We start from the raw sequence: 12,664 nt of genomic DNA, 5'->3' as shown, positions 1-12,664 counted from the left end.
ATGGGAGCCGATCCGTCGTGGCCGGTGCCGGTCGCCATGACGCACGAGATGAGCCGGCGCCTGCGGCACCGGGGCCCTGACGAGACCCGGACCGTGGACATCCCCGCCGGAGCGTTGATCAGCTGCCGCCTGGCCGTCCTCGACCCCGAGCGCTCGCACCAGCCGCTCACCGACTGCTCCGGCGCCGTGACGGTCGTCTACAGCGGCGAGATCTACAACTACCGGGAGCTGCGCCGCGAGCTGAGCGCGGCGGGGCACGTGTTCCTGACCGACGGCGACGGAGAGGTCATCCCTCACCTGTACGAGGGGTACGGCACGAACTTCCCCGAACGGCTGCGAGGAGCCTTCGCCATCGCCGTGTACGACCGTCCCGCCGACAGGCTCGTCCTGGTCCGGGACAGACTCGGCGAGAAACCGCTCGTGTACGCGGTGACCGGGGACCGCTTTCTCTTCGCCTCGGAGACGAGGGCGATCGTGCCCTACACCGACGGGCGGATCAGCGCGTCGGCGGTCCACCGGTATCTCCACTTCGGGTACGTACCCGAGCCCTCCACCGTGTTCGAGGGCATCGAGAAGGTTCCCGCAGGCACCGTCATGGTGCTCGACCGGGCCGCCTCGCTGGTGCCGAGGTTCACCGGCTACTGGTCGCCCCGCGTACTGGAAGGGCGGGGAGGCGCCGCGTCCCCGCGCGGGCGTGTGGCGGCCATGGCGGAAAGCTTCTCGACCGCTGTCGGGCAGCAGCTCAACGCGGACGTCCCCGCCGCCGTCGCGCTGAGCGACGGGATAGACAGCACCCTCCTGACGGAGGTGGCCGCCCGGTGCGTGCCGCGACCGCGCACCTACAGCGTCGCCTTCGACTGGATGCGGGACGACCGCCATGTCGCGCTCGCCGACGCGACCGCGCGACGCGTCGGCGCCTCCCACGCGGTCATCGAGATCTCTCCGGCCCGATACATGAACCTGCTGGTGGAAGGCGCCGCGGCGCAGGGCGAGCCGATCGCGGACTGGACCATGCCCGCCTATCTGGGAATGGCGGACCGGTGCAGGGAGGACGGCGTCAGGGTTCTCCTGACGGGGCACGGTCCCGACGAACTGTTCCTCGCCTACGACTGGACGCGCTCCGCCCTGCGATCGCTGGGCGGCGAGGCGGCGGGTGAGGACGGGGCGCTTCATGACGCGTACCGGTTCAATCCGGAGTACCGCGAAGCCGTCATGCTCGCCGGGTCCCTCTCGGGGAAGTACGCTCCGATGATGAACGGGGAGGCCCACCCCATGTCCTCGGTGAGGGGAGGGAGAAATGCCCGATCCGACCTGAGACAACGGCTCGTCGCGGGATATCTCCGGTCCAACGGGCTCATGCAGCTTGACGGTCTGGGGCTGCTGAAGGAGGTGGAGGTGAGGCTCCCCTATGTCGACCACCGTTTCGTCGAGGCGGCGATCAGCGCGGACAACGGGGCCGCGCACGACCCCGACAGGCCCAAGGCACTCCTGTACGAGATGGCGGCGGCCCTGGGGATCGGCGTGAGATTCACCCCGAAGCGCCCCTTCTTCCCCGACCTGAGAGGCGTGAACGCGCCCGTGACGGCGCTCGCGGAGTCGATGCTCCCGTCGGGAACCCTGGTGGGTGACGGTGTGGTGCCCCGCGGGAGCGCGGAGCGCCTTCTGGGGTCCGTGAGAACCACGGGTACCGGACTGAACATGATGTACCGCCTTTTGATTCTGGAGCTCTGGTTGAGGCATCTGGGTGACCCGGTCGGCGGCACGGCGGGAGGTCTGCGGGGATGAAGGCGATCGTGCTGCCCCGGGGAAAGGCCGTCCCCGAGTTGCGGGACTGGCCGCCGCCGGACCCCGCCGGCGCTTCGGAGGTGATGCTGCGCACCGTGGAGGTCGGCATCTGCGGGACCGACGCGCTCCTGCTGGAGGGCGTCGAGGGGGCTCCCCCGCCGGGCGCGGACGGCCTGGTCCTGGGCCACGAGGGTCTTTTCGAGGTGGTCTCCGCAGGAGAGGACCATCGCCTCGTGACCGGGGACCTGGTGGTCACATCGGTGCGCTGGCCGGATCCCCGGCCCTGCCCGTCCTGCGCCGCGGGGCGGCCTGACCTGTGCGTGAACGGTCAGTGGACGGAGCACGGGATCCGGGGGCGGCACGGGTTCATGCGCGAGTTCTGGTCGACCGACGCGTCCCGTCTGGAGATCGTGCCGCGACATCTTCGTGGCGTCGCGGTCCTGCTGGAGCCGCTGTCGGTGGTGGTGAAGGGCCTGGAGACGGTCGCGGCGGTCGAGTCGGTACGCGCCGGGCGGGGCGACAGGGCGGTCGTCCTGGGCGCCGGCCCCGTCGGCATCCTGGCCGCCTGCTGCCTGCGCCTGGAAGGCCGGTCCGTACTGGTCATGGACCGGGTGGGCCACGACAGCCTCAAGCATCGGACCCTGACCGAACTGGGGGCCGAGTACGCCCGGGTGGGTGACCTGGGACGCAGCGGCAGGCTCGGCTCCCTGGTCGCGGACGCCGATGTCGTGGTGGAGGCGGCCGGGGCGCCGCAGACCCTCAAGACCGTGCTCTCCTCGGTGAAGGCGAACGGCGTCGTGCTGGTGCTGGGGACGGGTGAGCACGCCTGGCCCACATCGGTCGATCTCAACGCGGCCGCGCGGGTGCTCGTGCAGGAGAACAAGACGATCTTCGGTAGCGTCAACGCCTCGCCGGTGCACCTTCGTCGGGCCGTCGGGCTCCTCGGCGACCTCACGGCCCGGTGGCCGCACGCGCTTCACGGAATGATCCGGAGATTCCCGCCGGCCGACTTCATGCGGGCACTCGATCCGGCGCCCGATTCCCACGTGAAGGCGGTCATCAGCTTTGAATGACCCGGTGTGCGAAGGACTCCGGCCGGGCCGCCGGGCTCGCGGGGGAGGGCCGCGTACAGCGGGCGGGGGATCGGAGATCCGCCGGTACGGCGCGCACCCGGTCGTTATGGTGGAGCGATGATCACCTCTTTGGACGACGGCGTCTCCCGTGTCTGCGACGCCTACCTCGAACTGGCCGACCGCCATGTCCCGGGGCTCGTCGGAGGCCTCTACCTTCAGGGCTCGATCGCACTCGGCGACTACCGGCCGGGGAAGAGCGACATCGACTTCGTCGCGGTCGTCGATGAACGGCCCGACGCGGAACTCCTGCGCCGAGTGCACGCCGAGCTGAGGAAGCGGCATGCCAGGCCGTTCTTCGACGGCCTGTACGTCACCCGGGAGGATCTGCGCCGGGATCCGGAGAAGACCCCGGCCGGGCCCTCGGTGCACCGGTGGCGGTTCACGGAGGAGAGCAGGGCCGAGCGGCATCTGGTGACCTGGCATGTCCTCGCCCGGGGAGGGGTGGCCGTGCGCGGTCCTTCCGTCGCGGAACTCGGCGTCCACCTCGATCCGGACGCCCTCGCCCACCGTACCCGGGAGAACATGGCGACCTACTGGACACGATGGGTCGCCAACAGCTCGCGCCCGCTGTCGTCGTGGGGGATCGCGTCCTTCAGCGACCATCAGACCTCGTGGGGCGCGCTCGGTGTCACCCGGCTCCGCCAGACACTCGCGACGGGCGAGATAGCGTCCAAAACCGCCGCCGGTGAGTACGCCCTGGAGACGTTCGACGAGCGGTGGCACCGGATCGTCCGCGAAGCCCTGCGGATCAGGACGGGCGGGCCGTCCCTCCACCGCAACCGGTTCCGCCGCCGGGCCGACCTGCTGGCCTATATGACCATGGTGCTGGAGAAGTAGACGAGGGGAGAGCGTCGCGAGAACCCCGGCCGCCGGGTTCAGGCGGAGGGGGCGCGGGTGGCGGACAGCAGGGCGGACAGCAGGGGGCCGTGCCAGCCGATGGCCCCGGTGGCGGCGCGGCGGGCGGCCAGCTTCTCCGGGTGCCACTGGACGCCGACCGCCCACCAGTCGCCCGTGTGCTCGATCGCCTCGACCACGCCGTCCGGCGCCGTCGCGCTCACCGCGAACCCGTCGGCGACCCGGTCGACGGCCTGGTGGTGGATGGTGTTCACCAACAGGCCGGCCGTCCGGTAGATCTCGCGCAGCCGTGAGCCCTCGCGCAGCCGTACCCGGTGGCGGTCGGCCAGCACGGCGGCGGAGTCGGCGGGCAGTGGCCGGTGCCGCCACCCGGAAGTGGGGGCGATCTCGGCGTGAGGCTCCCCGGTGGCGGCTCCGGCGCGAGGCTCTTCGGTGGCGGTGGGGGAGCAGATCTCCTGGCGCAGGGTGCCGCCGAAGGCGACGTTCAGGATCTGGGAGCCCCGGCAGATGCCGAGTGTCGGGACGCCCCGCTCGCGGGCCTCGCGGGCCAGCGCGATCTCCCAGGTGTCGGCCGCGGCGGACACACCCCTGCTGGTCCCGTCGTGCGCCGAACCGTAGGAGCGGGGGTGGACGTCGTCGCCGCCGCACAGCACCAGCGCGGCGACCCCGTCCAGCGCGTCCGCGGCGGTCGCGGGAAGGTCGCGGGGGAGCAGGAGGGGGCGTCCGCCCGCGGCGCGGACGGCGTCGGGATACTCCGAGCCGAGGGTGTGGAGATCGGTCCTCGAACCGAGGAACGTGGGCAGCGGGCGACGCCAGGTGGTCATGGCCACCAGGGGAATCTTGGTCACAACGTCGCAGGATACATAGTTGTCAACGCTATTGACATCAACGCGGACGAAAGGCCAGACTCCCACCATGCCGGTGATCGACGTCCACACGCACATGGTCAGCCCCGCCTGGCTGTCCCTCATCCACGAACACGGCGCCCCGAGGCTGGATCACAGGGGAGAGGACGTCTGGCTCGACGGGCGGCCCTTCATGACCCTGACCCGGGGCATGCTCGACTACGAGCTGCGGATCAAGGACATGGACGCCGCCCGCGTCGACCTGGCGATTCTCTCGCTCACCTGCCCGAACGTCTACTTCGGCGACGAGACCGTCAGCGTTCTCGCGGCCCGGACGGTCAACGACGAGTTCGCCGCCGCGCAGGCCGCCTGGCCCGGCCGGATCCGCTGGATGGCCTCGCTGCCCTGGGAACACCCGGCCCCGGCCGTGGCGGAGCTGGAGCGGGCGGTCGCCGCCGGGGCCGTCGGGGTGATGGTCCTGGCGCAGGTCGCGGGGCGCCCGCTGAGCGACCCGGCGTTCGCGCCGGTCTGGCGGGCGATCGACGAGCGGGCACTGCCGGTGCTCGTCCACCCGGGCACCCCCGCGCCGGGGGGCGGCGGTTTCGGGCTCGCCGCGACCGTCGGTTTCCCCTCGGACACCACGATGGCCGTGGCCGACCTGATCTACTCCGGCTTCTTCACCGCCCACCCGAACCTCAAGCTGATCGCCGCGCACGGCGGCGGGGCCCTGCCGTACCTCGCGGGGCGGCTGGACGCCTGGTGGCAGGCCGGGCACGCCAGGGACGTGCTGGACGAGCCGCCGAGCGAGGTGATGCGCCGGATCCACTTCGACGCGATCACCTACCGCGACGACTCGCTGGAGTTGTGCCTGGGTGTCGCCGGTTCCTCGAACGTGCTGTTCGGCTCCGACTACCCGCACCCCACCGGCGACATGGCCGGGATCCTGGCCCGTGTCGACGGCCTCACCTCGGCCGGGGCCGTACGCGGCGGCAACGCCGAGCGGCTGTTCCGCCTGTGACCTCCACGCCGTCCGTCTCCCCCCAAGAACGCCGTCCGTGACCCCCTAGAACGGAGAACCATGACCGACCTGCAGGCACTCGTCGCCGACCTCGGGGACGTGCCCTACCTCGACGACGCCAAACGGGTGCGCCCCAAGAGCCGTGACCGCTTCGCGCAGAGCCCCATCCTGCGCGAGCTGCTCAAGGACAAGTACGCCGAGATCGTCATCTCGCCGCGCGACAAGGACGAACTGCGGATCGCCGTCGCGGCCTGCGCCAGGCACCGGGTGCCGATCACGGTCCGCGGCGGCGGCACCGGCAACTTCGGCCAGGGCGTCCCGCTCAACGGCGGCGCGATCCTCGACGTGACCGGTCTCGCCGGTGTCCTGTGGCACCGCGACGGCAAGGTCAGGGCGCGGGCGGGCACCGTGATCGCCGACATCGACGACGTCACCCGCGAGGACGGCTGGGAGCTGCGCGTGCACCCCTCGACCAAGCGGACCGCCACGATCGGCGGTTTCCTGGCGGGCGGTCACGCGGGCATCGGCTCCGTCCAGTACGGCATCATGCGCGACCGGGGGAACATCTCCGCCATCGAGATCATGACGGTCGAGGAGGAGCCCCGCCTGATCGAGCTGCGCGGCGCGGACGTCAACATCGTCCACCACGCCTACGGCTCCAACGGCGTCATCACCGAGGTCGAGCTGCCGCTGGCGCACGCGTGGACCTGGAACGAGATCGTCGTGATGTTCGCCGACTTCGGCGACGCCTCCCGGTTCGCGGTCAAGCTGGCCAGCAGCGACGGCCTGCTGAAGAAGGTCGTCTCGCTGCACGCCTGGCCGCTGCCGAGCTACTTCCGGCCGCTGGCGCCGTACGTCAGGGACGGCCACGCGATGGTGATGGCCATGGTCGCGCAGGAGTGCATGGAGCCGCTGCGCGACCTGGTCGCCGAGTGCGGGGGAGAGATCACCGGCGAGGCGCCGGAGGGGCGGGGCGACTACGGCTGCCCGATCTACGAGTTCACCTGGGGCCACGCCGGAACCCACTACCAGCGCCACGACCGCACGCTCACCGGGCTGATCGGCCTGTTCCCGCCGGGCGACCTGCTCGGCGCGATCGACCGGGTGCACGAGAACCTGGGCGACGTGGGACACCTGAACATGGAGTTCAAGCGCTTCGACGGCATGCTCTCCAGCCAGGGGTCGCCGGAGTTCCCGTTCCAGGGCGAGGACCACATGGCGGAGGTGGTCAAGCGGCTGGAGGCCGAGGGCTGCCGGGTCGCCAACTCCCACACCTACCTGCTGGGAGCGGGCGGCATGAAGCCGATCGGCGAGCGGGAGATCGCCTTCAAGCGCGACGTCGACCCGTACGGCCTGCTCAACCAGGGCAAGGTGGACTACGGAGACGGCGTGGCCGAGGACGCCCCCTCGCTGCCGATCGCCGGCTGGTCCTACGAGCGGACCGGCTGATGCCCGGCGGGGGAGCGGCCTCCGCGCGGCGGGGCGGAGAGCCTGAGACCGGATCCGGGGCGGAAAGCGGGACCGCGACGTCGAGCGGCGGGGCGATGCTGGAGGTATCCCGGCTGTCGGTCCGGGTGTCGGGGCGGACGATCCTGAGGGAGGTCTCCCTGGAGGTCGCCGAGGGCGAGGCGCTCGGACTGGTCGGCGAGTCGGGCTCCGGCAAGTCGATGACCGCCAAGGCGATCGCCAGGCTGCTGCCCCCGGCGGCGACGGCCGGCGGGAGCGTCCGGTTCGAGGGCCGCGACGTGCTCGGGATGGGCGGGGCGGAGCTGCGCGGATACCGGACCAGGGAGGTCGCGATGATCTTCCAGGATCCCCGGGCCGCGATCAACCCGGTCCGCTCGATCGGAGACTTCCTCACCGAGTCGCTCCGCATCAACCTGGGCACCGAGCGCGGGGCCGCCGAGGCGCTGGCCGTACGGAGCCTGCGGGAGGTCGGCATCGCCGACGGCGCGCGGCGGATGCGGCAGTACCCGCACGAGCTGTCGGGCGGGCTCCTGCAGCGGGTGATGATCGCGAGCGCGCTGGCCGTCGGCCCCCGGCTGATCCTGGCCGACGAGCCGACCACGGCGCTCGACGTGACCACCCAGGAGGAGGTGATGGCGATCCTCGACGAGCTGCGCAGGGAGCACGGCATGGCGATGGTCTTCATCACCCACGACCTGGACCTCGCGGCGGCGGTGTGCGACCGGACCGCCGTCATGTATTCCGGCTCGATCGTGGAGTGCCGCGTCTCCGCCGAGCTGGAGGAGGATCCCCGGCACCCCTACACCGCCGCGCTGATCGGGGCCAGGCCCGACGTCGACCGGCGCCTCGACCGTCTCGTCGCGGTGCCCGGCCGTCCGGTCTCCGCCTGGGAGGCGCCGCCCGGCTGCGCCTTCTCTCCGCGCTGCGGCCACGCCGTGGCCCGCTGCGCCGAGGAGACCCCGCCCGCCACGGCGGCCGGAACGGGAGCCGGGAAGGGCACGGTGGCCTGCCACCGCGCCGGCGACCTGGGGGAGGTGCTCCGTGCGGCCCGCTGAAACCGCTGAAACCGCCGAAGGCGCCGGGACCGCCGGGACCGTGTCCGGCGGCCTGGTCGAGGTCCGGGACCTGCGCAAGGTCTTCGGGGACTTCACCGCCGTCGAGGGAGTGTCGTTCACGGTGCCGGAGGGACACTCGCTGGGCATCGTCGGCGAGTCGGGCTCCGGCAAGTCGACCGTCGCCCGCATGATCGTCGGACTGGTCCGGCCGACCTCTGGGGCGGTCGCCGTCGCGGGCCGGGACCGGTCGGCCCCCGCGAGGGGATCCGCCGAGCGCCGCCGCAGGGGCCGCGAGGTGCAGATGGTCTTCCAGGACCCCTACACCTCGCTCTCCCCCCGGCAGAGCGCCCGGCAGTGCCTGGACGAGGCGCTGCGCCTGCACTTTCGGCTCACCCGGCGGGAGCGGGAGGGACGCGTCGACGACCTGCTCGCCCAGGTCGGGCTGGACGCCAGGCAGGGGGCCGCGCTGCCGTCCGCGCTGTCCGGCGGCCAGTGCCAGCGCGTCGCCATCGCCCGCGCCCTGGCGGCCGACCCCCGGGTCCTGCTGCTGGACGAATCCGTCTCGGCGCTCGACGTCTCCATCCAGGCGCAGATCCTCAACCTGCTGGACGAGATCCGGCAGACCCGGAAGATCACGTATCTGTTCATCTCGCACGACCTCGGCGTGATCCGCCAGTCCACCGACGAGGTGGTGGTCATGCGCCGGGGCCGGATCGTCGAGCAGGGGCCGACCGAGCGGGTCCTGGACGACCCGGCCGACGACTACACCCGTGCCCTGCGAGCCTCCGTCCCCCGCAGGGGCTGGAAGCCGGTACGGCGGGCCGCCTCGTGACCGGCCGGGGAAGCGCGGGGACGGCGGACTCCGCCGTCCGGCCCGGGACGCCCGAGACGGGCCCGCCGGAGACGGCCTCGTTCGATCCGGGGCGGGGTGCCGCCGGGGGAAGGACGCTCGAGGTCGTGGGGATCCGGCGGGAGGCGGCCGGGATCGTCTCGGTGACCTTCGACGCTACCGGGATGCCGCCCTGGGAGCCGGGCGCGCACCTCACCCTCGACCTGCCGAACGGCCTGGCCAGGCAGTACTCGCTCTGCGGCGCCGACGAGCGCGACTACACCGTGGCCGTGCTCAGGGAGCCGTCGGGGCGGGGCGGCTCCGCCTACGTGCACGACGAGCTGCGGGTCGGCGACCGGATCGGCGTGCGCGGGCCGCGCAACAACTTCCCGCTGGTCCAGGCGCCCTCCTACCTCTTCGTCGCGGGCGGCGTCGGGATCACCCCGATCCTGTCCATGCTCTCGGCGCTCTCGGCGCTCCCGGCGCCCTCCGGGGCGTCGGTGGAGTGGCGCCTGGCGTACGGCGGGCGGACCCGGGACTCGATGGCCTTCCTCGACCGGCTCGCGCCGTACGGCTCGCGGGTGCTCGTCCGGCCCGAGGACGAGGCCGGGCTACTGGATCTGGACGCGCTGCTGGACCTGCCGCCGGAGACGGTCGTGTACTGCTGCGGCCCGGCGCCGCTGCTGGACGCCGTCGCCGAACGCTGCCGCAACGAGCTGCGCGTCGAGCGGTTCGCCGGGACAGGGTTCCGGCCGGGGGACCCGTTCGAGGTGGAGTGCGCGAACGCGGGGGTGACTCTGCGCGTCGGAGCCGGCCAGACGATCCTGGAGGCCGTCGAGGAGGCGGGGATCGCCTGGGAGTACGACTGCCGGGACGGCACCTGCGGCACCTGCGAGACCAGGGTGCTCGCCGGCGCCGTCGACCACCGGGACCACCTGCTCGGACCGGCCGAGCGGGAGACCCGCATGATGATCTGCGTTTCCCGGGCCGCCTGCGAGCGGCTCGTGCTGGAGATCTGATTCCTTTCGCACGCCCATGAGTCAACAACGATGACAACATAGGAGACTTCCATGTCCGCAGACCGCGCCGCGCTGGTCGCCCAAGCGGCCGAGCTCGGTCCCGTTTTCGCCGAGCGGGCCGTGCGCTACGACCGAGAGGCGAGTTTTCCCCACGAGAACTTCGAGGACCTGCGCCGCATCGGGTTCCTCGGGCTCTGCGTCCCGGCCGAGTACGGCGGGCTGGGCGCGTCGTTCGCCGACTACGTCAGGGTCTCGGAGGAGATCGGCAGGCACTGCGGCGCGACCGCGCTCACCTTCAACATGCACACCGCGACCACCCTGTGGACCGGCGAGGTGGCCGACCTGCTGGAGTTGTCCCCCGAGCACCGCGAAACCCACGGCAAGCGCCGGGCCGCGCTGTACCGGGGGATGGTCGAGGAGGGCCGGATCCACAGCCAGCCCTTCTCCGAGGGGCTGAACCCCGGTGCCACGGCCGGGGTCGCCACCCGCGCGGTCCCCGTCGACGGCGGCTACCGGGTCACCGGGCGGAAGATCTTCGCCTCGCTCTCCGGCGCCGCGGACTTCTACAACATCACCTGCCAGGTCGAGGGGGAGGACTTCATCCGGCTGCTCGGCGTCCCCGCCGACGCCGAGGGTGTGGAGATCGTCGGTTCCTGGGACCCGCTCGGCATGCGCGGCACCGTCTCGCGCACCCTGATCTTCAAGGACGCGTTCGTGCCCGCCGACAACGAGTGGCTCCCGCCGGGCGCCTACGACCAGGCCGCCGGGCGCTTCCCGTTCCTGTTCATGTCGCTGGCCCCCTCCTACCTGGGGCTGACCGGCGGGGTCGTCGACTTCACCCGCCGCTACCTGCGCGGGGAGGTGCCGGGGGCGCCGTCGGGCACCCGGCGCGACCTGCCGCAGAAGCAGTTCGGCTGGGCCCAGATGCAGCTCATGCACGAGCGCTCCCGGGCGCTGCTCTATCACGCGGCCGACACCATGTCCCTGGACCCCTCGGAGGAACAGCTCGTCACCGCCTGGACCGCCACGCTGACCGCGATGGAGACCGCGCCCGAGGTGGCGGCGCTGGCGATCCGCGTCTGCGGCGGGCAGTCGATGCTCAAGCACCTGCCGCTGGAGCGGATGTACCGCGACGCCCGCCTCGGCTCGACCATGCTGCCGTGGAGCGCGGAGGTCTGCCTCGACCGGCTGGGCACGGCCAGGCTTTACTAAGGCCGGGATCTCCCCGCCCGGGCTCGCGGACGGCGGAGAAACGTCGGGACTCCAGGACGGCGACGTCGGGGACCGTCACCCCGCCGGGGACGTACGCGGTGGACGTGGCGCCGACGGGGGCGGTGGTGTGCCGTGTCAGGCCGGGAGGTCCAGACGGTTCTCGTAGGCCTCGCGCGACTCCACGAGCTCGTCGGCGTGCGCGCGGGTCCACTCGCAGCAGGCGGCCATCGGCCCCAGCAGGCTGTGGCCGAGCGGGGTCAGTTCGTACTCGACCCGGGGCGGGATCTCGGGGTAGGCGGTCCGGGTGACCATCCCGTCGCGCTCCATCGCCCGCAGCGACTCGGTGAGCACCTTGGGGGTGATGCCGCGCAGGGGCACCCGCAGCTCGGAGAAGCGCCGGGGACCCGCCTTCAGGCAGAAGATGATCTTCGCCGTCCACTTGTCGCCGAACCGGATCGGCACGGGCACCGGCGAGCAGGCGTCGAACATGGCGGGATCGAGTGGCTCACTGATCATGGTCATAGTGAGGCCATGGTACGTAACTATCGTTGCGGAAACCGACACCCCACCACCTACCGTCTCGACAGCGACCGGCGATCTCGCGCCGGTCCTGGCGAACGGAGCGTCATGATGAGTGAGATCGTTGTCTTCGGTGCCGGAGGGCGGGCCGGGCGCCGGGTGGTCACCGAGGCCGTCGGCCGGGGCCACCGGGTCACCGCCGTGGTGCGCGACCCCGCCGGGCACGCGGATCTGGCCGGCGCCGGGGTCACGCTGGTGCGGGGCGACGTCACCGACGCCGGCGACGTCGCGGCGGCCGGGGCCGGTCACGAGGTGGCGATCAGCGCCGTCTACCGGGCCGACGTCCCCTCCGAGGAGTTCTACGTGGCCGTGGCGCACGCCCTGCTCGCGGGCCTGGAGCGGTCCGGCGTCGGCCGCCTGCTGTCCGTCGGCGTCGGCACCACCCTGGAGACCGCGCCGGGCGTGGCGGTCCACGACGCGCCGGGCTTCCCGGCGGAGTTCCGGGCGTTCTCCCTCGGCCACACGGCGAAGCTGGAGGTGTTCCGCGCGGCGGAGACCCCGGTCGACTGGCTGGTGGTCACGCCGCCGCCGACCTTCCTCGACGACGAGGCCCCGCGCACCGGCCGGTACCGGCTCGGCGGCGACGGGGTGCTGCCCGGTGACGAGGCGGCCCTGCTGTCGTACGCCGACCTCGCGGTGGCGCTGGTGGACGAGATCGAGGAGCCGAGGCACCACAGGACGCGGATCGCCGTCGCCCCCTGACCCGGCGATTCGCGGGGCGTGCCGTACGGGGTGACCACGGTGGGGGTGACGGTGGGGGTGGCGGGGGGGGGGGGGGCCCGGCCCCCCCCCCCCCCCCGGGGGGGGGCGGGGGGGTGGCCACAGGCGGGCCGGGGCCGGGGGGGGGGCCCGAACAGCCGGGCCCCG

The 12,664-nt window shown here is 72.4% G+C and carries 12 protein-coding genes; 10 read left to right on the top strand and 2 right to left on the bottom strand.

All coding sequences use genetic code 11. The features are described from left to right. From asnB to AB0N02_RS36430, 3 genes are all read left to right on the top strand, one after another. Complete coding sequence (gene asnB, locus AB0N02_RS36440) at nt 1–1,785, top strand: asparagine synthase (glutamine-hydrolyzing) (RefSeq protein ID WP_363956268.1); 1,785 nt, start codon at nt 1–3, stop codon at nt 1,783–1,785. Then, on the top strand, nt 1,782–2,858 hold the full coding sequence (locus AB0N02_RS36435) for an alcohol dehydrogenase catalytic domain-containing protein (protein ID WP_363956265.1): 1,077 nt from the start codon (nt 1,782–1,784) through the stop codon (nt 2,856–2,858). Before asnB ends, AB0N02_RS36435 begins: the two co-directional genes overlap by 4 nt. Nucleotides 2,859–2,975: 117 nt before the next feature. Then, complete coding sequence (locus AB0N02_RS36430) at nt 2,976–3,755, top strand: aminoglycoside adenylyltransferase domain-containing protein (protein ID WP_363956262.1); 780 nt, start codon at nt 2,976–2,978, stop codon at nt 3,753–3,755. A gap of 38 nt (nt 3,756–3,793) precedes the next feature. Here the strand turns inward: AB0N02_RS36430 and AB0N02_RS36425 are convergent, their stop codons facing one another. Continuing rightward, a complete protein-coding gene (locus AB0N02_RS36425) occupies nt 3,794–4,621 on the bottom strand; it encodes a gamma-glutamyl-gamma-aminobutyrate hydrolase family protein (protein WP_363956259.1) in 828 nt (275 codons plus the stop codon). A gap of 67 nt (nt 4,622–4,688) precedes the next feature. Between AB0N02_RS36425 and AB0N02_RS36420 the strand changes: the two genes are divergently transcribed. The 6 genes from AB0N02_RS36420 (at nt 4,689) to AB0N02_RS36395 (ending at nt 11,218) form a co-directional block, all read left to right on the top strand. Continuing rightward, nucleotides 4,689–5,636: an amidohydrolase family protein gene (locus tag AB0N02_RS36420; protein ID WP_363956256.1), complete on the top strand. Its 948-nt coding sequence runs from the start codon at nt 4,689–4,691 to the stop codon at nt 5,634–5,636. Between the two features lie 60 nt (nt 5,637–5,696). Then, on the top strand, nt 5,697–7,085 hold the full coding sequence (locus AB0N02_RS36415; RefSeq protein ID WP_363956254.1) for an FAD-binding oxidoreductase: 1,389 nt from the start codon (nt 5,697–5,699) through the stop codon (nt 7,083–7,085). Between the two features lie 95 nt (nt 7,086–7,180). Beyond that, nucleotides 7,181–8,158 carry an ABC transporter ATP-binding protein gene (locus AB0N02_RS36410; RefSeq protein WP_363956251.1) on the top strand — a complete coding sequence of 326 codons (978 nt, stop codon included), beginning with the start codon at nt 7,181–7,183 and terminating at the stop codon, nt 8,156–8,158. Then, nucleotides 8,145–8,990, top strand: a complete 846-nt coding sequence (locus AB0N02_RS36405) for an ATP-binding cassette domain-containing protein (protein WP_363956248.1) — start codon at nt 8,145–8,147, stop codon at nt 8,988–8,990. Before AB0N02_RS36410 ends, AB0N02_RS36405 begins: the two co-directional genes overlap by 14 nt. 125 nt (nt 8,991–9,115) lie before the next feature. Then, nucleotides 9,116–10,006 (top strand): PDR/VanB family oxidoreductase, encoded by an 891-nt coding sequence (locus tag AB0N02_RS36400; RefSeq protein ID WP_363956245.1) that lies wholly within the window; start codon nt 9,116–9,118, stop codon nt 10,004–10,006. Nucleotides 10,007–10,057: 51 nt separating this feature from the next. Then, nucleotides 10,058–11,218: an acyl-CoA dehydrogenase family protein gene (locus AB0N02_RS36395; RefSeq protein ID WP_363956242.1), complete on the top strand. Its 1,161-nt coding sequence runs from the start codon at nt 10,058–10,060 to the stop codon at nt 11,216–11,218. Between the two features lie 135 nt (nt 11,219–11,353). On the opposite strand, the gene AB0N02_RS36390 is transcribed toward AB0N02_RS36395, so the two are convergent. After that, nucleotides 11,354–11,740, bottom strand: coding sequence for a helix-turn-helix domain-containing protein (locus tag AB0N02_RS36390; RefSeq protein WP_363956239.1), 387 nt, complete (start codon nt 11,738–11,740; stop codon nt 11,354–11,356). Between the two features lie 108 nt (nt 11,741–11,848). Here AB0N02_RS36390 and AB0N02_RS36385 point away from each other — a divergent pair, with 108 nt between their 5' ends. Continuing rightward, nucleotides 11,849–12,499 carry an NAD(P)H-binding protein gene (locus tag AB0N02_RS36385; RefSeq protein WP_363956236.1) on the top strand — a complete coding sequence of 217 codons (651 nt, stop codon included), beginning with the start codon at nt 11,849–11,851 and terminating at the stop codon, nt 12,497–12,499. Nucleotides 12,500–12,664 lie beyond the last annotated feature (165 nt).

It is taken from the genome of Streptosporangium sp. NPDC051022 (assembly GCF_040683035.1).
Classification (GTDB): domain Bacteria; phylum Actinomycetota; class Actinomycetes; order Streptosporangiales; family Streptosporangiaceae; genus Streptosporangium.
The sequence above is the reverse complement of the archived record's forward strand: the minus strand, read 5'-3'. Positions and strand labels throughout refer to the sequence as shown.